The 24,637-nt window shown below is 53.3% G+C and carries 22 protein-coding genes; 16 read left to right on the forward strand and 6 right to left on the reverse strand.

All coding sequences use genetic code 11. The features are described from left to right. The first annotated feature begins 84 nt into the window (after window positions 1-84). From rhtA to ybiO, 6 genes are all read left to right on the forward strand, one after another. Window positions 85-972, forward strand: a complete 888-nt coding sequence (gene rhtA / locus G8S19_RS15140; RefSeq protein ID WP_048212191.1) for a threonine/homoserine exporter RhtA — start codon at window positions 85-87, stop codon at window positions 970-972. 303 nt (window positions 973-1,275) lie between these two features. Beyond that, window positions 1,276-1,779, forward strand: coding sequence for a DNA starvation/stationary phase protection protein Dps (gene dps / locus G8S19_RS15145; RefSeq protein ID WP_005123679.1), 504 nt, complete (start codon window positions 1,276-1,278; stop codon window positions 1,777-1,779). 364 nt (window positions 1,780-2,143) lie between these two features. Next, window positions 2,144-2,890, forward strand: coding sequence for a glutamine ABC transporter substrate-binding protein GlnH (glnH, locus tag G8S19_RS15150; protein WP_048212192.1), 747 nt, complete (start codon window positions 2,144-2,146; stop codon window positions 2,888-2,890). A gap of 133 nt (window positions 2,891-3,023) precedes the next feature. Beyond that, a complete protein-coding gene (gene glnP, locus G8S19_RS15155) occupies window positions 3,024-3,683 on the forward strand; it encodes a glutamine ABC transporter permease GlnP (protein ID WP_005123684.1) in 660 nt (219 codons plus the stop codon). Next, complete coding sequence (gene glnQ / locus G8S19_RS15160) at window positions 3,680-4,402, forward strand: glutamine ABC transporter ATP-binding protein GlnQ (protein ID WP_042309588.1); 723 nt, start codon at window positions 3,680-3,682, stop codon at window positions 4,400-4,402. Before glnP ends, glnQ begins: the two co-directional genes overlap by 4 nt. A gap of 118 nt (window positions 4,403-4,520) precedes the next feature. Beyond that, window positions 4,521-6,758 (forward strand): mechanosensitive channel protein, encoded by a 2,238-nt coding sequence (ybiO, locus tag G8S19_RS15165; RefSeq protein WP_121584401.1) that lies wholly within the window; start codon window positions 4,521-4,523, stop codon window positions 6,756-6,758. Here the strand turns inward: ybiO and rlmF are convergent. Next, complete coding sequence (gene rlmF, locus G8S19_RS15170) at window positions 6,755-7,681, reverse strand: 23S rRNA (adenine(1618)-N(6))-methyltransferase RlmF (RefSeq protein ID WP_253685478.1); 927 nt, start codon at window positions 7,679-7,681, stop codon at window positions 6,755-6,757. The genes ybiO and rlmF overlap by 4 nt on opposite strands. 200 nt (window positions 7,682-7,881) lie before the next feature. On the opposite strand from rlmF, the gene mcbA reads away from it, so the two are divergent. The 5 genes from mcbA (at window position 7,882) to ybiJ (ending at window position 12,344) form a co-directional block, all read left to right on the forward strand. After that, a complete protein-coding gene (gene mcbA / locus G8S19_RS15175) occupies window positions 7,882-8,142 on the forward strand; it encodes a DUF1471 family periplasmic protein McbA (protein WP_048212195.1) in 261 nt (86 codons plus the stop codon). 291 nt (window positions 8,143-8,433) lie between these two features. Continuing rightward, a complete protein-coding gene (locus G8S19_RS15180; RefSeq protein WP_040230432.1) occupies window positions 8,434-10,719 on the forward strand; it encodes a catecholate siderophore receptor Fiu in 2,286 nt (761 codons plus the stop codon). Window positions 10,720-10,762: 43 nt separating this feature from the next. Then, on the forward strand, window positions 10,763-11,440 hold the full coding sequence (gene ybiX, locus G8S19_RS15185; protein ID WP_253685480.1) for a PKHD-type hydroxylase YbiX: 678 nt from the start codon (window positions 10,763-10,765) through the stop codon (window positions 11,438-11,440). A 75-nt stretch (window positions 11,441-11,515) separates the two neighbouring features. Beyond that, window positions 11,516-11,782, forward strand: coding sequence for a DksA/TraR family C4-type zinc finger protein (locus tag G8S19_RS15190; protein WP_253685482.1), 267 nt, complete (start codon window positions 11,516-11,518; stop codon window positions 11,780-11,782). 301 nt (window positions 11,783-12,083) lie between these two features. Then, the gene (gene ybiJ, locus G8S19_RS15195; protein WP_048212199.1) at window positions 12,084-12,344 is read left to right on the forward strand and encodes a DUF1471 family protein YbiJ; all 261 of its coding nucleotides are present in this window, start codon (window positions 12,084-12,086) and stop codon (window positions 12,342-12,344) included. 97 nt (window positions 12,345-12,441) lie between these two features. On the opposite strand, the gene G8S19_RS15200 is transcribed toward ybiJ, so the two are convergent. From G8S19_RS15200 to rhlE, 4 genes are all read right to left on the reverse strand, one after another. Next, on the reverse strand, window positions 12,442-13,527 hold the full coding sequence (locus tag G8S19_RS15200; RefSeq protein ID WP_101741854.1) for a malate/lactate/ureidoglycolate dehydrogenase: 1,086 nt from the start codon (window positions 13,525-13,527) through the stop codon (window positions 12,442-12,444). A gap of 171 nt (window positions 13,528-13,698) precedes the next feature. After that, on the reverse strand, window positions 13,699-14,667 hold the full coding sequence (gene ybiB, locus G8S19_RS15205; protein WP_199969306.1) for a DNA-binding protein YbiB: 969 nt from the start codon (window positions 14,665-14,667) through the stop codon (window positions 13,699-13,701). A gap of 29 nt (window positions 14,668-14,696) precedes the next feature. After that, window positions 14,697-16,847, reverse strand: a complete 2,151-nt coding sequence (dinG, locus tag G8S19_RS15210; RefSeq protein WP_253685484.1) for an ATP-dependent DNA helicase DinG — start codon at window positions 16,845-16,847, stop codon at window positions 14,697-14,699. 96 nt (window positions 16,848-16,943) lie between these two features. Further along, window positions 16,944-18,290, reverse strand: coding sequence for an ATP-dependent RNA helicase RhlE (gene rhlE, locus G8S19_RS15215; RefSeq protein ID WP_061067578.1), 1,347 nt, complete (start codon window positions 18,288-18,290; stop codon window positions 16,944-16,946). 219 nt (window positions 18,291-18,509) lie between these two features. Between rhlE and cecR the strand changes: the two genes are divergently transcribed. Genes cecR through G8S19_RS15240 form a run of 5 tightly spaced genes read left to right on the forward strand, consistent with a single transcriptional unit; the run spans window position 18,510 to window position 24,151 of the window. Beyond that, window positions 18,510-19,187, forward strand: coding sequence for a transcriptional regulator CecR (gene cecR, locus G8S19_RS15220; RefSeq protein WP_003035216.1), 678 nt, complete (start codon window positions 18,510-18,512; stop codon window positions 19,185-19,187). Beyond that, window positions 19,184-20,179, forward strand: coding sequence for a secretion protein HlyD (hlyD, locus tag G8S19_RS15225; RefSeq protein ID WP_124021258.1), 996 nt, complete (start codon window positions 19,184-19,186; stop codon window positions 20,177-20,179). Before cecR ends, hlyD begins: the two co-directional genes overlap by 4 nt. After that, on the forward strand, window positions 20,172-21,908 hold the full coding sequence (locus G8S19_RS15230) for an ATP-binding cassette domain-containing protein (protein ID WP_253685486.1): 1,737 nt from the start codon (window positions 20,172-20,174) through the stop codon (window positions 21,906-21,908). Before hlyD ends, G8S19_RS15230 begins: the two co-directional genes overlap by 8 nt. Beyond that, window positions 21,901-23,034, forward strand: coding sequence for an ABC transporter permease (locus G8S19_RS15235; RefSeq protein ID WP_061067576.1), 1,134 nt, complete (start codon window positions 21,901-21,903; stop codon window positions 23,032-23,034). The genes G8S19_RS15230 and G8S19_RS15235 overlap by 8 nt, the downstream gene beginning before the upstream one ends. Window positions 23,035-23,044: 10 nt before the next feature. Beyond that, window positions 23,045-24,151 (forward strand): ABC transporter permease, encoded by a 1,107-nt coding sequence (locus tag G8S19_RS15240; protein WP_061067575.1) that lies wholly within the window; start codon window positions 23,045-23,047, stop codon window positions 24,149-24,151. Here G8S19_RS15240 and G8S19_RS15245 read toward each other — a convergent pair. Next, on the reverse strand, window positions 24,113-24,523 hold the full coding sequence (locus tag G8S19_RS15245) for a YbhQ family protein (protein WP_048212208.1): 411 nt from the start codon (window positions 24,521-24,523) through the stop codon (window positions 24,113-24,115). The genes G8S19_RS15240 and G8S19_RS15245 overlap by 39 nt on opposite strands. Window positions 24,524-24,637: the final 114 nt, after the last annotated feature.

Below are 24,637 nucleotides of genomic sequence, written 5' to 3' on the forward strand. Positions count from 1 at the left end.
CTATACACATACTCACGCGCATCGCAGCAAATCTGCGGCGTCCCGCGGGGCAAGGTGTGTAACCATCATTTGACAGGAGAAAGGATGCCGGGGTCGTCACGTAAAGCGCCAGTCTGGTTGCCTATTTTGGTTTTGCTGATAGCTATGTCCTCGATTCAAAGCGGCGCATCGCTGGCGAAATCGCTGTTCCCTCTCGTCGGTGCGCCAGGCGTTACCGCCCTGCGCCTCGCACTGGGAACGCTCATCCTTATCGCATTCTTTAAACCCTGGCGTTTACGTTTTGCCAAAGAGCAACGTCTTCCCCTGCTGTTTTATGGTTTGTCTCTGGGTGGGATGAACTATCTCTTTTACCTGTCAATTCAGACTGTACCGCTGGGTATTGCCGTAGCGCTGGAATTTACCGGGCCGCTCGCGGTGGCGTTGTTTTCCTCCCGCCGCCCGGTGGATTTTATCTGGGTTGCGCTGGCCGTGCTCGGACTGTGGTTCCTGCTACCGTTAGGTCAGGATGTTTCTCACGTTGATTTAACCGGTGCCGCGCTGGCATTAGGTGCTGGCGCCTGTTGGGCTATCTATATTCTTACCGGGCAACGCGCAGGCGAAGAGCATGGCCCGGCAACGGTCGCAGTTGGCTCATTAATCGCAGCGCTGGTTTTCGTGCCGATTGGCGTCATTCAGGCAGGCGATGCGCTGTGGCACTGGTCTATTCTCCCGTTGGGCTTAGCGGTAGCAGTCCTCTCTACTGCGCTCCCCTATTCGCTGGAAATGATCGCATTAACGCGACTGCCTACACGTACCTTTGGGACACTGATGAGCATGGAGCCTGCACTGGCTGCAGTGTCTGGAATGATTTTCCTCGGGGAAACGCTGACGTTTATCCAGACGCTGGCTCTGGGAGCGATTATTGCTGCGTCCATGGGCTCTACGCTCACCATCCGTAAGGACCCGCAAATTAAGCAAATTGACGTGAATTAACCTGCCAATATTCTGCATGGTTTGCATAATCATGCAGAATATCTTGTTATCTATCCCCACTATTATTATCGCCCTCTACCTCCCTGTTGAAGCACGCTATTTATGCTGAGGCATAGCATTAACACAATAATAACAATACGCTGTGCTAAAATAATTTATTACATTGATTTATATAGATATTTTATATTTTCATTCGCCTCGCTATTAAAGCAATAGGCAACACCAGAAAAATAAAACTGAAATTAGCGCTATACTTATCCTCGTTGAAGATTTGGGACGTAAACATCAAGAGGATATGAGATTATGAGTACTGCAAAACTGGTAAAAACAAAAGCATCAGCCCTCCTTTATACCCGTAACGATGTAACCGACAGCGATAAAAAAGCGACCGTTGAACTGCTGAATCAGCAGGTGATCCAATTCATCGACCTGTCATTGATCACCAAACAGGCACACTGGAATATGCGCGGCGCAAACTTCATTGCCGTACATGAAATGCTGGATGGTTTCCGGACAGCACTGACCGATCACCTCGATACCATGGCTGAGCGTGCCGTACAGTTAGGCGGTGTGGCACTGGGGACAACGCAGGTTATTAACAGCAAAACGCCACTGAAAAGCTACCCGCTGGATATCCATAACGTACAGGACCACTTAAAAGAGCTGGCCGAACGTTATGCCGTGGTTGCTAACAGCGTACGTAAAGCGATAAGTGAAGCAAAAGATGAGGATACAGCAGATATCTTCACTGCGGCCTCCCGTGACCTCGACAAATTCTTGTGGTTTATCGAAGCGAACATCGAATAACAGACATATAAGAAATACCTATATTACCCTCGCATTTGCGGGGGTTTTGCACTTCTATGGTGCACAACATTGATCATTCGTCACTCCAAAGTAAATTATTTGTAATAATCACCTCACACAATCGTTAACGAAAGATTGTTTTATCAACAATTTTTACGCTAAATAGTCATACCGTTTGCACCGCGCCCGTCATGCACCAAATTAGTGCCCTGAAACGGTGCAAACAGCCCGCTTTGCCCTACTTATTGTGCAACAAAATGAGACGTCCTCTTGTTAAAACAATGAGTTGCAAAATTGGCACGATTCTTTCATTAAGCCATATGTTCTCGCAGGGGATCGCCCCGTGGATATAAAAGGAAATCCTATGAAGTCTGTATTAAAAGTTTCACTGGCTGCACTTACCCTGGCTTTTGCGGTGTCCTCCCATGCCGCAGATAAGAAACTGGTTGTCGCAACCGACACCGCCTTTGTTCCCTTTGAATTCAAACAGGGTGACAAATACGTTGGTTTTGATGTGGATCTGTGGGCTGCCGTTGCCAAAGAACTAAAGCTGGATTATGAACTGAAACCAATGGATTTCAGCGGCATCATCCCGGCTCTGCAAACCAAAAACGTCGATTTGGCGCTGGCAGGTATCACTATTACCGAAGAGCGTAAAAAAGCCATCGACTTCTCTGACGGCTACTACAAAAGCGGCCTGTTAGTGATGGTCAAAGCGAACAATAACGATGTGAAAAGCGTAAAAGATCTGGACGGTAAAGTCGTCGCAGTGAAGGGCGGCACCGGTTCCGTTGATTACGCAAAAGCGAACATCAAAACTAAAGACCTGCGTCAGTTCCCGAACATCGATAACGCGTATATGGAACTGGGTACCAACCGCGCAGACGCCGTACTGCACGATACACCAAACATTCTGTATTTCATCAAGACTGCGGGCAACGGTCAGTTCAAAGCTGTAGGTGATTCCCTGGAAGCCCAGCAGTACGGTATCGCCTTCCCGAAAGGCAGCGATGAACTGCGTGAGAAAGTGAACGGCGCGCTGAAAACGCTGAAAGAGAACGGTACTTACAACGAAATCTACAAAAAATGGTTCGGTACTGAACCTAAATAATAATCTACAGCACAGGCCCGGTAGCGTGATGCTTGCCGGGTCTACGCCAGCATTTTTGAGACCTGTAGGCCGGATAAGTACATCCGGTAAAACGGGCAATTGACTCTTTTCACCACGGTAACAGGAACGACATATGCAGTTTGACTGGAGTGCCATCTGGCCCGCCATCCCGCTTTTGATAGAAGGCGCCAAAATGACCCTGTGGATTTCAATCCTCGGTCTGGCTGGCGGTCTGATTATCGGGCTTGCAGCAGGTTTTGCGCGTACTTTCGGCGGTTGGATAGCCAACCACGTAGCGCTGGTGTTTATCGAAGTCATCCGCGGTACGCCAATCGTTGTACAGGTGATGTTTATCTACTTCGCCCTGCCAATGGCGTTTAACGATTTGCGTATTGACCCCTTCAGCGCCGCTGTTGTCACCATCATGATTAACTCCGGTGCCTATATCGCGGAAATCACGCGTGGCGCGGTACTCTCAATCCACAAAGGATTCAGCGAGGCTGGCCTGGCGCTTGGACTTTCACGCACGGAGACCATCCGCCACGTAATTTTACCTCTCGCGCTGCGTCGTATGCTGCCACCGCTGGGCAACCAGTGGATCATCAGCATCAAAGATACCTCGCTGTTTATCGTCATTGGCGTCGCTGAACTGACGCGTCAGGGTCAGGAAATCATTGCTGGTAACTTCCGCGCCCTGGAAATCTGGAGCGCCGTTGCAGTGTTCTATCTGATCATTACGCTGGTGCTGAGCTTCATTCTGCGTCGTCTGGAAAGAAGGATGAAAATCCTGTGATTGAATTTAAAAACGTTTCTAAGCACTTTGGTCCAACCCAGGTGCTACACAACATCGATCTGAATATTAAACAAGGTGAAGTCGTGGTGATTATCGGGCCATCTGGCTCCGGTAAATCTACCCTGCTGCGCTGCATTAACAAGCTGGAAGAAATTACCTCCGGTGACCTGATTGTTGACGGCCTGAAAGTGAACGATCCGAAGGTAGACGAGCGGTTAATCCGCCAGGAAGCCGGGATGGTGTTTCAGCAGTTCTACCTGTTCCCGCATCTGACGGCGCTGGAAAACGTCATGTTTGGGCCGCAGCGCGTACGCGGGGCAAATAAAGAACAGGCCGAGAAACTGGCGAAAGAACTGCTGGCGAAAGTGGGTCTGGCCGAGCGCGCCCATCACTACCCTTCTGAGCTGTCCGGCGGTCAACAACAGCGTGTGGCTATCGCCCGTGCGCTGGCGGTGAAGCCGAAAATGATGCTGTTTGATGAGCCAACCTCAGCGCTGGATCCAGAACTGCGCCACGAAGTTCTGAAAGTTATGCAGGATCTGGCGGAAGAAGGAATGACCATGGTGATTGTGACCCATGAAATCGGTTTTGCCGAAAAAGTGGCTTCACGCCTGATTTTCATCGATAAGGGACGTATTGCCGAGGACGGCAATCCGCAGGCCCTGATTGAAAATCCGCCCAGCCAACGCTTACAGGAATTCTTGCAGCACGTTTCCTGATAGCCCTGCCTCCCTTCGCCCGAAGGGAGGTTTTTCACCAGAATCCTCTCATTTCAATTCTCTCCCGCCCTGACATCTATACTTATCCTTTTGAATTTATTTTCTCATGGGAGGAGTGATGCGCGGGATCCTGTTCATCATTGTTTGTCTGTTGAGTCTTCCGACCCAGGCGGTGACGATCCCTGGCGTCACCACGCCAACGTCAACCAACGCGCAAACCACACCGGCGAAAGAGCCGGATATTGAACAGAAAAAGGCGGCTTACGGCGCCCTGGCCGATGTGCTGGAAAATGACGCCTCGCGTCAGGAGCTGATCGGCCAGTTACGCAAAGTGGCCACTGCCCCTCCTGCCGAGCCGGTGCCGACCATTGTCCCGCCCACGTTAACGGAAGAAAAAACGGTACTGGAAAACGTCACGGATGTCACCCGCCACTACGGTGAAGCCCTCTCCAGCCGCTTTGCCCAGCTTTATCGCAATATTACCGATGCCCCGCATAAGATCTTTAACCCGCAAACATTCACCAATGCCCTGACGCATTTTTTAATGCTGGCGGTGTCAGTGTTCGGTTTTTTCTGGCTGGTTCGCCTGTGCGCGCTGCCGCTGTATCGCAAAATGGGACAATGGGCACGACGCAAAAACCGTGAGCGCAGTAACTGGCTCCAGCTTCCGGCGATGATCGTTGGCGCATTCGTTATCGATTTGCTTCTACTGGCGCTCACCTTGTTTGTCGGGCAGATACTGAGCGACAAAATGAACGCCGGCAGTCGCACCATCGCCTTTCAGCAAAGCCTGTTTCTCAATGCCTTCGCCCTGATTGAATTCTTCAAGGCCATTTTGCGCCTGATATTTTGCCCGGCAGTGGCCGAGCTGCGCCCGTTTAACATTCAGGATGCTGGCGCACGCTACTGGAATCGCCGTTTGAGTTCATTGAGCAGCCTGATTGGCTACGGGCTTATCGTTGCCGTACCCATTATTTCGAATCAGGTTAATGTGCAGGTCGGCGCGATGGCAAACGTCATCATCATGCTGTGCATCACGCTGTGGGCGCTGTACCTGATTTTCAGAAACAAGAATGAGATTACCCAGCACTTACAGAATCTTGCCGCACGCTCTTTAGCTTTCTTTAGCCTGTTTATCCGTGCTTTTGCGCTGATATGGCATTGGCTGGCCAGCGCCTACTTCATTGTGCTGTTTTTCTTCTCGCTGTTTGATCCAGGCAACAGCCTGAAATTCATGATGGGCGCCACGCTGCGCAGCCTGGTGATCATCGGGATCGCCGCCTTTGTATCCGGCATGTTATCCCGCTGGATTGCCAAAACCATTACCCTGTCGCCGCACACGCAGCGCAGCTATCCGGAATTACAAAAGCGGCTAAATGGCTGGCTGTCAACGGCGTTAAGCGTGGCCAGGATCCTGACAGTGTGCGTTGCGGTCATGCTGCTACTCAACGCCTGGGGGCTGTTCGACTTCTGGAACTGGCTGCATTACGGCGCAGGCGAAAAAACGGTGGATATCCTGATCCGTATCGCGCTGATTTTATTCTTCTCCGCCATCGGCTGGACGATCCTCGCCAGCCTGATTGAAAATCGTTTGGCTTCCGATATTCATGGTCGCCCATTACCCAGCGCGCGTACTCGCACCCTGCTGACGCTGTTTCGTAACGCACTGGCGGTGATCATCAGCACGATCACTATCATGATTGTGCTGTCCGAAATTGGCGTCAATATCGCCCCTTTACTGGCTGGTGCCGGGGCGCTGGGGCTGGCTATCTCTTTCGGCTCGCAAACGCTGGTAAAAGATATTATTACCGGGATTTTTATTCAGTTCGAAAATGGCATGAACACCGGCGATCTGGTGACCATCGGTCCACTCACCGGTACGGTAGAACGGATGTCCATCCGCTCAGTGGGCGTGCGTCAGGACACCGGGGCGTACCATATCATTCCCTGGTCATCGATAACGACCTTCGCCAACTTTGTGCGGGGAATTGGATCGGTCGTCGCCAATTACGATGTAGACCGCCATGAGGATGCGGATAAAGCGAATCAGGCGTTGAAAGACGCGGTTGCTGCGGTGATGGAAAAAGAAGACATCCGTGGGCTTATCATTGGCGAGCCGTCGTTTGCCGGGATTGTGGGGTTAACCAATACGGCCTTTACGCTGCGGGTTTCGTTTACCACCCTGCCGCTGAAGCAGTGGACGGTACGTTTTGCGCTCGACAGCCAGGTGAAAAAATACTTCGATCTGGCCAACGTACGCGCGCCGGTACAGACGTATCAGGTCTTGCCTGCACCGGTGCATGGCCCAACCCCTGCGGCAAGCGAACCGCTGCCGCCAGCCGAGCCCACGCTTTAACGTTGACGCGCCATAAAACGGCGACGCTGATCGTTATCCATAAAGGTCCAGGCAATAAAGCGGCTCTGCTTTTGTCCCTGGGCCATCTCTTTTTTAACCACTTTCACCGCGCCAGCATCGGTTAACGCATGGTACAACGGAGGCAGATTCTCCCCCCGTGATACCAGCGTGGTGAACCACATCACCTGACGACCAAAGGCCTGGCTTTCGGCGATCATTTTCTTGATGAACGCCACTTCCCCCCCTTCACACCACAGCTCCTGCTGCTGTCCGCCAAAGTTCAGCGCATCATCTTTGTCCTGGCCCAGATTACGGCGTTTGCGTTCGCTTCCGGCGCGGGCTGAAGCCGCAGAATCATGGAAAGGCGGGTTACACAATGTGGCTTCATACTGCTCATTTTTGTGAATGATACCGTTGAAGATTGCCGTAGCATCTTTCTGGCGACGCAGACGAATAGCGCGGGTTAACCCCGGATTGGCATTGACGATCGCCTGAGCGCTGCTAAACGCTTCGCTACTGGTTTCGCTGCCGGTAAATCGCCAGCCGTATTCATGCACGCCGATCAGTGGATAAATGCAGTTCGCCCCTACCCCAACATCCAGCACGCTGGCATTTGCAGGGATGGTTCCGGTGGTTTCACCCAACAGGTCGGCCAGATGGTGAATGTAGTCCGCACGACCCGGAACCGGTGGGCAAAGAAAACCTTCCGGGATATCCCAGTTTGCCACCGCATAATAATGCGCCAGCAGTGCTTTATTGAGCGCCTTAACTGCCTGCGGGTTGGCGAAATCAACACTCTGCTCGCCGCCGGGCGTGAGGGTGAGAAATTGCGTCAGCTCGGGGGTAACCTGGCATAACGTCGCAAGATCATAGCGGCCATTGTGGCGGTTGCGTGGATGTAATCCCGGTTTCTGGGGGGGCATAGCATTCTCCTTTTAACAGCGGCGTAAGATACCCGCATAACGCCACGGGGTAAACATACACAGCAGGGAAATTTCATTTTTTATACGAATTGCATCGTTCAAAAAATAGCCTGTTGTTGGTCGATTTTTTGCGGCAAATGCCCTGCAATGACGACCTAAACTTATCAGGCACGATCTGTTGTTTCTCAGAGGATATCATCATGAAGAAATGCCTCACATTCCTTGCCGCTACCATACTTACCGGCATGACATTTGCGACTTTTGCTGCCCAGCCCAATGCCAGTCCTGCCAACGGTCCACTACAAGCCTCCGGTACGATTTCCGTGAGCGGAGCATCAAGTCTGGATGACCTCGAAGGTAAGCTGGCAGAAAAAGCCAAAGAGCAAGGCGCGAAAGGTTTTGTGGTTAATTCCGCTGGCGGTAAAAATCAGATGTACGGTACAGCAACTATTTATAAGTAACTCTCCCTCAGCTCAACTGCATTCGCCCTGAATGCAGTTTGCTGTCCTTTCTTTCTGAAATCCCCTGCATGAACTGTAACCGCCATGTTGGAATTTTGAATTCAATGTAAATAAATGTATTTATTTTTGAAGTAATGAATGCTAAAACGTCACACTTATTGATAATGCTTATCAAAATTATTATCAATTACGCATTTCATTCAGGCGAGGCCTGCAGGGTATAACGTCCACAGAGATGTCCCTTCGTTTGAGTGAAACCTTCTACTCAAAAATAATAAGTCATTCATTAACATGGATAAAAATCGCAACTTGCCGTCCAGTAGTTTTCATTCACTGACTTTTTTTGCCGGTCTGTGCATTGGCCTGTCTCCGGTAGCCCAGGCTGTCGCCGCAGGCGATCAGGATAAAAAACAAGAAGATACGTTGGTCGTTGAAGCGGCCAAACCTTCGTTGTACGCCCCAACACAGTCTGCCGACCCTAAATTCTCTCGCCCGGTGGCGGATACCACCCGCACCATGACGGTGATATCTGAGCAGGTGATTAAGGATCAAGGCGCAACAAATCTGACCGATGCGCTGAAAAACGTACCGGGCGTTGGCGCGTTTTTCGCCGGGGAAAACGGCAACTCCACCACCGGTGATGCGGTTTATATGCGTGGAGCGGATACCTCGAACAGTATTTATATCGACGGTGTTCGTGATATCGGCAGCGTCACGCGCGATACCTTTAATACCGAACAGGTCGAAGTGATCAAAGGACCTTCCGGCACAGATTATGGGCGTAGCGCACCGACGGGTTCCATCAATATGATCAGTAAACAGCCGCGCACCGACTCCGGGATCGATGCGTCGGCCAGCGTCGGCAGCGCCTGGTTCCGCCGCGGCACGCTGGACATTAATCAGGCTATCGGCGACACCGCCGCAGCACGTTTAAACCTGATGGGCGAAAAAACACATGATGCCGGTCGCGACAACGTGAAGAATGAACGTTACGGCGTGGCCCCCTCTCTCGCTTTTGGCTTAGGCACTGAGAACCGACTGTATCTGAACTATCTGCACGTTACTCAACACAACACACCGGATGGAGGCATTCCCACCATCGGCCTGCCGGGTTACTCCGCGCCTTCCGCGGGGACGTCTGCACTGAATCATTCAGGAAAAGTAGATACACATAACTTCTACGGTACCAACTCGGATTACGACGATTCGACGACCGATACCGCGACAATGCGTTTTGAACATGACCTGAACGACAGCACCACGATTCGCAACACCACCCGCTGGTCACGTATTAAACAGGATTATTTGATGACGGCGGTAATGGGCGGCGCGTCTAACATTACGCAACCCACCAGCAGCGTCGACACCTGGACATGGTCACGCCTGGCAAATACCAAAGATGTCAGTAACAAAATCCTGACCAACCAGACCAACCTGACCTCAAAATTTTACACCGGGTCCATCGGTCATGACATCAGCACTGGTGTGGAGCTGACGCGCGAAACACAAACCAACTATGGCGTAGCCCCGATCACCCCGCCGCCGGTTAATATTTATCACCCCAACAGCGACGTGAATATCGGCGGATTATCGCGTAACGGCGCCAACGCTAACGGGCAAACCGACACGTTTGGCGTATACGCTTTTGATACGTTACAAATTACCCGTGAGTTTGAGCTGAACGGTGGTATTCGCCTCGACAATTACCGCACTGAATATGACAGCGCCACCGCTTGCGGCGCTTCTGGCCGTGGTGCAGTTGCATGTCCGACAGGCGTCGCCAAAGGTTCTCCGGTTACGACCGTGGATACTGCCAAATCAGGCAATCTGGTGAACTGGAAAGCAGGCGCGCTGTATCACCTGACCGATAACGGCAATGTCTACATTAACTATGCCGTTTCTCAGCAACCGCCGGGCGGCAGTAACTTTGCCCTTGCGCAGGGCGGAACCGGTAACAGCGCAAACCGTACCGACTTCAAACCGCAAAAAGCGAAAACCAGCGAGATCGGCACCAAATGGGAGGTGCTGGATAAGCGCCTGCTGTTAACCGCCGCGATTTTCCGTACGGATATTGAAAATGAAGTAGAGCAGAACGACGACGGAACATATTCTCAGTACGGGGAGAAACGCGTTGAAGGCTACGAACTCTCTGTAGCAGGCAACATTACCCCCGCATGGCAGGTTATTGGGGGATACACCCAGCAACGCGCCACGATCCACAGCGGCAAAAACGTTGCTCAGGATGGTTCTTCTTCCCTGCCCTATACGCCGGAACATGCGTTCACGCTGTGGAGCCAGTATCAGGCTACCGATGATATTTCCGTTGGTGCGGGCGCACGCTACGTGGGCAGTATGCATCGCGGCTCGGACGGCGCCGTGGGTACGCCTTCTTATACTGAAGGCTACTGGGTTGCGGATGCCAAGTTAGGCTATCGCGTAAACCGCAATCTCGATTTCCAGCTGAACGTCTATAACCTGTTCGACACCGATTATGTATCCTCCATTAACAAGAGTGGATACCGTTACCATCCGGGCGAGCCAAGAACCTTCCTGCTCACCGCCAATATGCATTTCTGATCCATCTCGTGGGGCGTAAGCCCCACTTTCAGGAGAAACACTGATGATGTACCACATTCCCGGCGTTCTGTCGGCGCAGGATGTCGCCTGGTTTCGCGAACAACTGGACTCTGCCGACTGGGTTGATGGCCGCGCAACCACCGGCACTCAGGGCGCGCAGGTAAAAAACAACCAGCAGGTGGATACGCAAAGTGAGCGTTACGGCATTTTGCAACAGGCGGTACAAACCGCGGTGAATAACAGCCCGCTTTTCTTCGCCGCAGCATTACCGAAAACGCTCTCCACACCGCTGTTTAATCGCTACCAGAACAACGAAACCTACGGTTTTCACGTTGATGGCGCGGTGCGTAGTCACCCGGAAAACGGCTGGATGCGCACAGACCTTTCCGCCACCTTATTCCTCAGTAATCCCGACGATTATGCGGGAGGAGAGCTGCTGGTCAATGACACCTACGGCCAGCATGCGGTGAAACTTCCGGCAGGCGATCTGGTGCTTTACCCTTCCAGCAGCTTGCACTGCGTTACGCCGGTAACCCGTGGGGTTCGTGTGGCATCGTTTATGTGGATCCAGTCGATGATCCGTGATGACAAAAATCGCGCCATGCTGTTTGAACTGGATAAAAACATTCAGTCCCTGAAGGCACGTCATGGGGAAAGTAGCGAGATCCTGTCATTACTCAATCTCTACCATAACCTGCTGCGCGAATGGTCTGAAATCTGATACCGCTGATGCGTGGTCGTTTTTCGCCCATCACATTCGCTATACTTATTCTGTAGACATCAACAGGAGGTACATATGGCATCCGGATGGGCAAATGACGACGCTGTTAACGAACAGATCAACAATACGATTGAAGATGCTGTTGCCCGCGCCCGCGGTGAGTTATCGACGGGGGAAGGTCTGCATGAATGTGAAGAATGTGGCAATCCTATCCCGCAGGCGCGCCGTGAAGCGGTACCCGGCGTGCGTTTGTGCATCTCCTGCCAGCAGGATAAAGATTCACATAACTCTGCATTTTCAGGATATAATCGCAGAGGTTCGAAAGACAGCCAGCTACGTTGACTCATCTTTACCAAAAGTTTCAGCGCATACGATTTCCTTTACGAGCACGCTTTTTCACTCGCGGTGTAGCAAAATGTGCCGTTGTCACTTTCTCTGTAAAGCGCTATGACAAGAACTGTAAATCCCTCTTCTGAATTTATTAATATTCAATAAGTTATTTGTCATTCAATTTTTTTGATTGATGTCGTCAATTCTATTCGATTTTCTCTCACCGAAAAAAACGTGATACTTCTCACATCGACAGAACAACGTCTGCTGAACAGAACATCGACTAACCGAATAAACCTGCGAGAGAAAAATCATGAAAAACATTAAATTTGCTGTTGCTGCTATCGCCCTGTCTACCCTGTCATTTGGTGTTTTCGCTGCTGAGCCGGTTACCTCCACTCAGGCGCAAAGCATGAATAAAATGGGTGTGGTATCTGCTGATGGCGCCACCACGCTGGACGGCCTGGAAGCAAAACTGGCTGAAAAAGCAGCTGCTGCTGGTGCAAGTGGTTACAGCATCACCTCCGCTGTCGGCAACGACAAAATGAGCGGCACCGCGGTTATCTACAAATAACCAACAAAATTCCTGTACGACCCAATGCTCCAACCCTCATTGACCCTGTTTGTTACCCTTTGTTTGCCCGTCCGCCACTGGACGGGCTTTTTTTTATCTAACGTTCAAGCCGTTGGCGAAACGCCTGCAATACCGCATCCGGCATACCGATTTGCTGTGCCGCCTCACATATCGCTTGCCAACTTCCGGCATCAAGCGGGATACCCTGCGCCAGCCGCTCTTCACGGGTATTCACTTCCCACTCGCCCGGTAACAGGATAGGCGTATCCTCAGCATGCGGCGACGCTTTGACCCAGTCAGCAAATGCCGAAACCTGATTGTCACAGTCCGGGGCACCGAATAGTGTTGGGTTAATGATGATCGTGGTCATGCAGTTAATAATGGCGTCTGCGCTGTTCTGCAAACTGGCTTCGTGGGTCGTTTTACCGCCAGAAAGCGCACCGCCCATGATTTCACACATTGCCGCCAGCGCGTAGCCTTTATGCTGGGCAAAGGTGAGCAGCGAGCCCAATGGCGATTCCTGCATAACGGCAGGATCGGTAGTAGGAGCCCCCTGAGCATCAATCAGACAGCCCGGCGCAACCGGCTCACCTTTGTGCCACGCCACACGCGTTTTACCAAAAGCGATGGCGCTGGTCGCGTAGTCCAGCAGCAACGGGAAATCATTTTTACGTGGAAACACAACGCAGAAAGGGTTGGTGCCAAAACGGCTATCACGACCATGGAACGGGGCAACCATCGGGATCCCCACCACATTCACAAAGTGTATAGAGACAAAGCCCGCCGCCGCACACTGCTCCGCCCAGTAGCCAATGCGCCCAATGTGGTGAGAATTATGCAGTGCTACCGCAGCAATTCCATACTGCTGTGCTTTCTCAATCCCCAGCGCGATAGCTTCATGCGCGGCTACCTGACCAAATGCGCAATCCCCATCCAGCGTAACCACTGCGCCCGCATCTTTGACCACTTTGGCATGACGATTGATCTGCAGATGTCCCTGCGAGAATGAGCGAATGTAGCTTGGGATCATCCCGATACCGTGTGAATCATGCCCGGCGAGGTTTGAGGCTATCAGATGATCGGCCACCAACTGCGCCTCCTGCTCGTCACTCCCCATCTGTCGGAAAACGGCCTGAATAAACGCATGTAGCGTTGGCGCGTGAAAGCGATGTCCACTGTCCATTGTTATCTCCTGTTGTGTTGCGTGTTTGTTGTGTTTCTTATTTTTCAACAAACTATGCTGCGCTACGGTCGCCAGGAGGTCAATAATCGTGCAGAAATTTCACGTTGCAGAGGGTGCAGGACAGGAACGACTGACGGGCCAGATGACAGGCCCGTCGGGATGAAGAAAGGGTCAGAAGCTTTGATCGACGCGAGCAAGCCCGTCAGCCAGCGTGGCGGATTCTCCGGTGGCCACCAGACAGCAGGCCATCTGAATTTTCAATGAGGCCGGTATCGGCTCGCTTCCGGCCAGACAGCGTTCTATCCAGCGGGCAGTGGTTTCCGGATCTTTTGCTACCGGCAGTGGGACTGGCTCGTCAGGCATCTCACTCTGGCGGTCCTGTAGCACGCGTACTCCCGCCGGGTCTATCAGGCTTATCTGCGGACAGCGCTGCGGGTTGGCGTACACCTCGCCTTCGGTACCGTGCATCAGCAGACCACGGCCGCCGATGTCGCCAAAAAATTTCGCCACTCGCGAGACATATTCAGGATGAGAAACACTGGCAAGACGCAGCGCGGCATCTTCTGCAAACGGCGTGGCCAACTTCGCCAGCGTATGTGCACTGTTGCGCACCCCCATTCTCCAGCGCATCGCCAGTTGCTTATCCAGAGGCGGACACAGCGCGCGCACCGGAATAAATACCGGTTCATGACCATCCAGTTTTGCCTGTGCCTGGCCGGCATGCAGCGTGGGCATGATCCCCATCAGCTCAAAAATGGTTTCTGTCAGCACGCGGGTAGGATCCTCGCTGACGCCGTGCACCACCACCGGGAAGCCCAGCTTATGCAATAAGATAGCCAGCAGCGGCGTCAGATTGGCCTGCTTGCGCGCGCCATTGTAGCTGGGAATGACAATGGGCATGGGTTTGGCAACCGGCGGCGTCAGGCGAATGGTGTGGTTTTGCATCGCTTCGTAAAAGCCCAGCATTTCCGCTTCTCCCTCGCCTTTAATGCGCAACGCAATCAGCACGCCGCCCATTTCAAGATCCGGTACATCGCCATTCAGCATATGGGTATACAGTCCGCGAGCAGTATCCTGGTCCAGGTCACGCGCGTGATTTTTACCTCGCCCAATCTCTTTGATGATTTTGCGGTAATCCATCGATAACTCCTTTCCTGTTGCTCGCATCGTTAACGCCGACGGCGGCGCGTGGGTTTCGCTTTTTCTTTTGGTTTTACTATAACGTCTGGCACAGCAGGCTGCTCTATCGGAAAAATGGGTAACGCATTCAGTAAACGCTTGCCATAGTTTTTGGTCAACAACCGCTTATCGTAGATCACAACTTCACCCCAGCAGCCATGGCTACGAATGAGTCGCCCCACCTGCTGGATCAAATTGAACGACGCTGCTGGTAAGCTTTGCACCTCAAAAGGGTAGCGGTTCAGGCTTTTCAGCCACTCGCCCTCAGTGACCACTACCGGACTATCGATGGGCGGAAACGCGATTTTGTGAATATGTACCTGGGTCAGCAATTCGCCTTTCAAATCCAGACCTTCGGCAAAAGATTGCAGTCCAACCAGTACACTGCGTTCACCGTTTTCCACCCGCTTTCGGTGTAACTCCACCAGACGATAGCGCGGCTGGTCGCCCTGTACCAGCAGCAGCAAGCGCAGATCGGTAACGTGCTCAAGAAAACGCTGCATCGCCCGTCCGCTGGCAAAAAGCACCAACATGCCCTGATGCTTTTTACTTTCCAGTTGCTCGCGGAAATAGGCGGCCATTTCCGCGATATGCTGCTCTTCGTTATCAATTAACGGTTCGTAGCGCATCTGCGGAATGACGATTTTGCCCTGTTCAACGTGGTTAAACGGTGAGTCCAGTGCAACAAAGCGGTCTCCCGCTTTTTCTTTCAGACCGCTCATCTCCTGCAGACGCGAGAAGCTATTGAGAGAACGCAGCGTGGCAGAGGTGACAATAATATGCGGTACGCTACGCCACAGCAGTCTTTCGAGCTGATCGCTCACGCGGATCCCCACGCAGTGAAACCAGACGTGGATCTGTCCGTCACGCACCTCGCGCGTCGCCCATTTACTCACCGGCGCGCCTGACGACTGTGCCAGCGACGCCAGACGCCACAATTTGCTTTGCGCCTCGAACATGCCCAATGCCCGGTTCATCTGCAAAATAACCCGATGCAGACGCACAATATCGTGGGTACCGGTTTTTTCACTGAGATCGTTGAGGAACAGTTCTGCCAGGCCGCGCAGCATTTCCGTCAGTTTCGCCAGCCGCTGGCAGATCTCCATCACTTCACCAGGCAGTTCTCCCATTGCAAAGCGGTGTTCCGCTTCCTGGGTAGCGGGCATATAGAGATTGAGGATGTTATTAAGTGAAGCAATCAGCTCATACAGTTCTTCACAGTGACCGTTCAACCGCTCGGCATTCGCCAGCGGCGGCGTGGTTTTCGGGCGGAACTGCTCCATGCAGGTCGCCACTAATTTGCAGAACAGATCCAACTGAAGTCGATACCATGGGGCACTGATTTCTGCACTCATCTCCAGCGCATCGCGGGCGACGTCCGGCAAATGATGTCCTTCATCAAGGACTAACAGCAGGTTTTTCGGCTCCGGCAAAACGGCTTCGCTTTCCATTGCCGCCATCACCAGCGCATGATTAGCCACCACCACTTCGGCTTCCTGAATCTCGCGGCGGGCGACAAAAAAAGGGCATTCACGATAGTAGTGACAGTTGCGATTCAGACAGCTGGCTTTATCGGTGCTCAGACGCTGCCAGAGTCCGTCGTCAATGGCGATATCGGTGTGATCGCGCAGCCCGTCCCACTTATAGCTGTCGAGATCGCCTTTCAACCTGGCGCAGCGCTTTTGTTCTTCCTGATTATTTGGCGTCAGGTCATCGTCGAGAAAGGCCAGCAGATCCTGTTGATTGGGTTCGGTACTGGCCAGCGCGGCCAAATTGCGCGGGCAGACATAACGACCACGACCAAAAGCAGCGGTAAAACGCAGATCGGGGATGATTTTACGCAGCAACGGCAGGTCTTTGCTGTAGATCTGATCCTGCAACGCAACGTTAGCGGTACTGACCACCAGCGTTTTCTGTTCTTCACGCGCAATGGCAAGACCGGGAATCAGATACGACAGGGTTTTCCCCACTCCGGTCGGCGCTTCAATCGCCAGATGCCGTCCTTCTTCACCTGCCAGCGTTTTCGCGACGTCAGCAATCATCTGCCGCTGCGGCGCACGGGGGATAAAATCGGGGATCTGTTCCTGAAGCGCCTTATACCAGGCGGCGATTTGCGCTTTTAACGCGGCCGTTAGTGCCATGAGAAAACCTGAAATACTGTATAAACAGCCACTATTGTGGCACTTTCTGGGACGTGTCGCAAAAAGAAAAGCCCGACCTTTCGGCCGGGCTCGCAATTACTGCGCTGAGGACGGTTTGCGCGGACGGCGCGGCGGACGAGGCTTATCGCCTGCCGGTTTGCCTTCGCCATTACGCGGCTTCGCTTTTGGCGCACCGCCATCCTGACGACGCGGCTGCTGGCCACGCCCTGCTCCGCCCTGCCCGCGACCACCACCGCCGCCACGCTGCTGGCGACCGTTCTGGATCGGCTCAGCTTTAATGGAGGGATCCGGCTCATAGCCTGGCGTTGCAATACGCGGGATCTCTTTTTTCAGCAGCTTCTCGATGTCACGCAGCAACTTGTGTTCATCGACGCACACCAGAGACAACGCTTCGCCGGTAGCGGCGGCACGCCCGGTACGGCCAATACGGTGCACGTAATCTTCCGGGACGTTTGGCAGCTCGTAGTTCACCACGTGTGGCAACTCTTCGATATCGAGGCCACGCGCGGCAATATCGGTCGCCACCAGCACGCGAATATCCCCGGATTTAAAATCGGCCAGCGCACGGGTACGCGCTCCCTGAGATTTGTTACCGTGGATTGCCGCGCTGCGGATGCCGTCTTTATTCAACTGTTCAGCCAGATGGTTCGCACCGTGTTTGGTACGGGTAAACACCAGCACCTGCTGCCAGTTGCCCTGACCAATCATCTGTGACAGCAGCTCACGTTTACGTTTTTTATCCACGAAATGAACGTGCTGAGTCACCTGCTCTGAGGCGGTATTACGGCGCGCCACTTCGATTTCCAGCGGATTGTGCAGCAGCTTTTCGGCCAGCGACTTAATATCGTCAGAGAACGTTGCTGAGAACAGCAGGTTCTGGCGTTTTGCCGGCAGCTTCGCCAGAACGCGACGAATGTCGTGAATAAAGCCCATATCCAGCATGCGGTCAGCTTCATCGAGTACCAGGATCTCAACCTGATCCAGTTTCACCGCATTCTGGTGTTCCAGATCGAGCAAACGACCAGGCGTGGCAATCAGCACATCTACGCCGCCGCGCAGCTTCATCATCTGCGGGTTAATACTGACGCCGCCGAAGACCACCAGCGAGCGGATGTTCAGATACTTACTGTAATCACGTACGTTTTCGCCAATTTGAGCAGCCAGTTCGCGGGTTGGCGTGAGGATCAGCGCACGCACCGGGCGACGGCTTTTACCATGCGGCTGATGGGTAATCAGGTGCTGCAACAGCGGCAGGGTAAAACCTGCCGTTTTCCCCGTACCGGTCTGGGCGCTGGCCATCAGATCGCGGCCTTCCAGCACGGCAGGGATCGCCTGTTGCTGAATAGGGGTAGGTTCACGGTAACCCTGTTCGGCAACGGCACGTAAAATTTCAGGGTTTAAACCAAGGGAATCAAAAGACATAACAACTCCGAACCGCCCTGACCGTTACCGGTGTCGTTTTCAGGGAGATACATACAATAGAGATGACAAAAACCACAATGTCATGAAGGGGCGGAGTGTAGCAGTTTTTGTGATGTGCCGCATAAATTATCCCTGCGAGGAAAATAACGATCCGGACTGGACAAGGTTGCACATCAGTCATAATCTTAATCAATCGATTGATTAAGATCAGGTCATGCTATGAATACACCCACCATGACAACCAAAGGTGAACAGGCGAAGAACCAACTCATTGCCGCCGCATTGGCACAATTCGGCGAGTATGGTCTGCACGCCACCACGCGCGATATCGCCGCGCAGGCCGGGCAAAATATAGCGGCTATCACCTACTATTTTGGCTCAAAAGAGGATTTATATCTCGCCTGCGCCCAGTGGATTGCCGATTTTATCGGCTCACAGTTTCGTCCGCACGCTGAAGAGGCCGAGCGTTTATTCGCTCAGCCAGAACCGGATCGTGGCGCGATGCGCGAATTAATCCTGCGCGCCTGCAAAAATATGATCATGTTGCTCACCCAGGACGACACCGTAAACCTGAGCAAATTTATTTCGCGGGAACAGCTTTCCCCCACCGCGGCTTATCAACTGGTGCACGACCAGGTTATCAATCCGCTGCATACACACCTGACGCGCCTGATTGCCGCCTATACCGGCGGCGATGCCAACGATACCCAAATGATTCTGCATACCCACGCCATCCTCGGCGAGGTGCTGGCCTTTCGTCTGGGGAAAGAAACCATTCTGTTGCGTACGGGTTGGTCACAATTTGATGAGGATAAAACCGCGCTGATTGACCAAACGATCACCTGTCACATCGATCTTATCCTGCAAGGCTTAACGCAAAGGAGTCTGGAGTCATGAAAAAACCTGTCGTGCTCGGGCTGGTTATCGCGGCCCTCGTTGCCGTGATTGCCGGTGGAACGTGGTGGTATCAAAGTCGGCAAGATAATGGCCTGACGCTGTACGGCAATGTCGATATCCGTAGCGTCAACCTGAGTTTTCGCGTTGGCGGCAGGCTGGCCTCGCTGGCGGTTGATGAAGGCGATGCGATTACCGCCGGTCAGGTGCTGGGCGAACTGGACCGCGCACCGTATGAAAACGCATTGATGCAGGCCAAAGCCAATGTTGCCGCTGCCCAGGCGCAATACGATCTGATGCTGGCCGGGTATCGCGCTGAAGAGATCGCCCAGGCGGCAGCGGCCGTCAAACAGGCACAGGCTGCCTATGATTACGCACAGAACTTTTATAATCGACAGGTTGGATTGTGGAAAAGCCGCACCATCTCCGCTAACGACCTGGAAAACGCCCGTTCATCACGTGACCAGGCGCAAGCCTCGTTGAAATCCGCACAGGACAAACTCAGCCAATATCGCAGCGGTAATCGTGTGCAGGACATCGAACAGGCGAAAGCCACGCTCGAACAAGCTCAGGCTGAGCTGGCACAGGCTGAGCTTAATTTGCACGACACCACGCTGACCTCTCCATCTGACGGCACGCTTCTCACCCGCGCGGTTGAACCCGGCAGCATGCTGAACGAAGGGGGCACGGTGCTGACGCTGTCGCTCACGCGTCCGGTATGGGTCCGCGCCTACGTTGACGAACGCAATCTGAGCCAGGCGCAGCCAGGACGTGAGATCCTGCTCTATACCGACGGCCGCCCGAACAAACCGTATCACGGCAAAATCGGCTTTGTGTCACCAACCGCCGAATTTACGCCGAAAACGGTCGAGACTCCTGATCTGCGCACCGATCTGGTGTATCGCCTGCGAATTGTCGTAACCGACGCGGACGATGCGCTGCGTCAGGGAATGCCGGTAACGATAAAATTTGGCGATGAGGCACGGCATGAATGATGCCGTTATTACGCTCAAAGGGCTGACAAAAAACTTTGCCGGTATGGAAAAACCGGCCGTCGCCCCGCTCGACGGCACCGTACATGCAGGCTACGTGACCGGGCTTGTCGGGCCGGACGGCGCGGGCAAAACCACGCTGATGCGCATGCTGGCGGGATTATTAAAACCTGATGCCGGAAGTGCTGCGGTGATTGGTTTTGACCCCATCAAAGACGACAGCGCGCTGCACGCGGTGCTGGGCTATATGCCGCAGAAATTTGGTCTGTATGAAGATTTAACCGTCATGGAGAACCTCAATCTCTATGCCGATTTGCGCAGCGTCACCGGTGAGGCGCGAGAAAAAACCTTTGCCCGCCTGCTGGAATTTACCTCGCTGGGGCCATTTACCGGACGACTGGCGGGCAAACTTTCCGGTGGGATGAAACAGAAGCTCGGGCTGGCCTGTACGCTGGTCGGCGAACCCAAAGTATTGTTGCTGGATGAACCGGGTGTCGGTGTCGACCCAATTTCCCGTCGCGAACTGTGGCAAATGGTCCACGAACTAGCCGGGGACGGTATGCTAATCCTCTGGAGTACGTCGTATCTGGATGAAGCAGAGCAGTGCCGTGATGTGCTGCTGATGAACGAAGGCGAATTGTTATACCAGGGCGATCCTACTCAGCTTACGCAAACTATGGCTGGTCGCAGCTTCCTGATGAGCAGTCCGCAGGAAAATAACCGCCGACTGCTGCAACGCGCGTTAAAACTACCGCTGGTCAGCGATGGGATGATTCAGGGGAAATCCGTCCGTTTAATCCTGAAAAAAGAGGCGACAGCTCAGCAGATCCAAAACGCTGACGGCATGCCGGAGATTAACATCAGCGAAACGACTCCCCGCTTTGAGGATGCCTTTATCGATTTACTCGGCGGAGCCGGGACATCGGAATCGCCACTGGGCGCTATCCTGCATACCGTGGAAGGCACGCCTGGCGAAACGGTGATCGAAGCCAAAGCGCTGACCAAGAAGTTTGGCGATTTTGCCGCGACCGACCACGTAGACTTTTCCGTACAGCGTGGTGAGATTTTTGGCCTGCTAGGGCCCAACGGTGCCGGTAAATCCACCACCTTTAAAATGATGTGCGGCCTGCTGGTTCCCACCTCCGGCAAAGCGCTGGTGCTGGACATGGATCTGAAAGTCAGCTCCGGCAAAGCACGCCAGCATCTGGGCTATATGGCGCAAAAATTCTCCCTGTACGGCAACCTGACCGTTGAGCAGAACCTGCGCTTTTTCTCCGGCGTCTACGGTCTGCGTGGCCGTGCGCAGAAAGACAAAATTGATCGTATGAGCGAGGCATTCGGTTTGAAAAGCATCGCGTCTCACGCCACCGACGATCTGCCGCTGGGCTTTAAGCAGCGCCTGGCACTGGCCTGCTCGCTGATGCATGAACCCGATATCCTGTTCCTCGATGAACCCACTTCCGGAGTCGATCCCCTCACCCGTCGGGAGTTCTGGCTGCATATCAACAGCATGGTGGAAAAAGGCGTCACGGTGATGGTGACCACCCACTTTATGGATGAGGCGGAATACTGTGACCGTATCGGGCTGGTGTATCGCGGCAAACTGATTGCCAGCGGCACGCCTGATGACCTGAAAGCACAAGCAGCCGATAGCGACACGCCGGACCCAACGATGGAACAGGCGTTTATCACGCTAATCAATGACTGGGATAAGGAGCACGCGCATGAGTAATTCCGCCCTCTCCTGGCGTCGCGTACGCGCGCTGTGCGTGAAAGAAACCCGCCAGATCGTCCGCGATCCCAGCAGTTGGCTGATTGCCGTCGTGATCCCGCTGCTGCTGCTGTTTATCTTCGGCTACGGGATCAACCTCGACTCCAGCAAGCTGCGGGTAGGGATTTTGCTCGAACAGCAAAGCGAGGAGGCGCTGGATTTTACCCATACCATGACCGGCTCGCCGTATATTGACGCTACCATCAGCGATAACCGTCAGGAATTGATTGAGAAAATGCAGGCCGGGCGCATTCGCGGGCTGGTGGTGATCCCGGTGAATTTTGCCCAGCAGATGGCGCGACCCAACGACGTGGCGCCGATCCAGGTGATCACCGACGGCAGCGAACCGAATACCGCCAACTTTGTACAGGGTTATGTCGAAGGTATCTGGCAGATCTGGCAACAACAGCGGGCGGAAGACCGGGGAGAATCATTCAAGCCCTTGATCGACGTGCAGACCCGCTACTGGTTTAACCCGGCAGCCATCAGCCAGCACTTTATTATTCCCGGAGCGGTGACCATCATAATGACGGTCATTGGCGCAATCCTCACCTCATTAGTGGTAGCGCGCGAATGGGAACGCGGAACCATGGAGGCCCTGCTGTCTACCGAAGTCACCCGCGTCGAGCTGCTGCTGTGCAAACTGATCCCGTATTACTTTCTGGGCATGCTGGCGATGCTGCTGTGTATGCTGGTGTCGGTATTTATTCTTGGCGTGCCCTATCGCGGCTCGTTGCTGATCCTGTTTTTCATTACCAGCCTGTTTCTGCTGAGTACGCTCGGCATGGGCCTGTTGATTTCGACTATTACCCGCAACCAGTTTAACGCCGCGCAGGTCGCGCTGAACGCCGCTTTCCTGCCCTCGATTATGCTGTCAGGTTTTATCTTCCAGATAGACAGCATGCCCGCGATTATCCGGGCGGTAACCTACATTATTCCGGCGCGTTATTTCGTCAGCACCCTGCAAAGCCTGTTTCTGGCGGGAAATATTCCAGTGGTGCTAATTATCAACGTGCTGTTTTTAATCGCTTCGGCGGTAATGTTTATTGGCCTGACGTGGCTGAAAACCAAACGTCGGCTGGATTAAGGGGACGGGCATGTTTCATCGCTTATGGACGTTAATTCGTAAAGAGCTGCAATCGCTGCTACGCGAACCGCAAACGCGAGCCATTCTGATTTTACCGGTACTGATTCAGGTGATCCTGTTCCCGTTTGCGGCAACGCTGGAAGTGACCAACGCCACTATCGCTATCTATAACGAAGACAACGGTAAACATTCGGTGGAATTAACCCAACGCTTCGCCCGCGCCAGCGCCTTTACCCATATTCTGCTGCTAAAAAGTCCCCAGGAAATCCAACCCACTATCGACACGCAAAAAGCACTGCTACTGGTGCGCTTCCCGGCAGACTTCTCGCGTAATCTGGATACTTTCCAGCAGGCACCCATGCAGCTAATTCTCGATGGGCGCAACTCCAACAGCGCGCAGATTGCCGCAAATTATCTGCAGCAGATCGTTAAGACGTATCAGCAGGAGTTGATGGACGGCAAGCCGAAACCAAACAACAGCGAGCTGGTCGTGCGTAACTGGTACAACCCGAATCTGGATTACAAATGGTTCGTGGTTCCGTCGCTGATCGCCATGATCACCACTATCGGCGTAATGATCGTCACCTCGCTCTCGGTTGCTCGCGAGCGCGAGCAAGGCACGCTGGATCAACTGCTGGTTTCCCCGCTTACCACCTGGCAGATTTTCATCGGTAAAGCGGTGCCGGCACTGATTGTTGCCACCTTTCAGGCCACCATCGTACTGGCAATCGGCATCTGGGCCTATCACATCCCGTTTGCCGGTTCACTGGGGCTGTTCTACTTCACGATGGTGATTTACGGACTGTCGCTGGTGGGATTTGGCTTGCTGATTTCGTCACTGTGCGCGACACAGCAGCAGGCATTTATCGGCGTCTTTGTCTTTATGATGCCGGCGATTTTGCTGTCCGGATATGTCTCTCCGGTCGAAAATATGCCTGTGTGGTTGCAGAATCTGACATGGATAAACCCGATCCGTCACTTTACGGACATCACAAAACAGATTTACCTGAAGGATGCGAGTCTGCAGATTGTCTGGGGAAGTTTGTGGCCGCTATTGGTGATAGCGGCCACAACAGGCTCAGCGGCGTATGCGATGTTTAGACGCAAAGTGATGTAACTTTTTGTCTTTCGCCAACAGCGAGACCACTGCGGGTCCGGCAAGGATCGCCAGCCCCGCCAGCGCCAGTAACACGTTGTTTTGCAGCACACGCGACAGTAACCACAGTACGATCATTGCCGCACCGAAATACCACGTGGTCGTCAGCTCTTCCAGCACGTCAGCCACATCACGCCAGCGCTGTTCATGGTGACGTTGCAATGCCAGCATTAAGATAACCGTTACGCCATACACGACGCATAATCCCAGGCCGACGTGCACCAGCTTGCCGCTCATCCAGCCCATTACCAGCAACGCCACTACCAGTAAATGCAACACAATCTGCCAGCAACTTAGACCCGTTGCGACACGAACACGTTGTTGCCACCTCATGGCTTTTCTCCTGAAGGATTTTTAACTAATTATTCAGAGTACCGGACTTTACGGAAAATTCCGCAACACCGCATCTTTTTGTGACGGCGACTACACTATTTATTTCGCCACAGA

The sequence above is a fragment of the Citrobacter sp. SX206 genome, assembly GCF_024181025.1.
Taxonomy (GTDB): Bacteria; Pseudomonadota; Gammaproteobacteria; order Enterobacterales; family Enterobacteriaceae; genus Citrobacter; species Citrobacter youngae.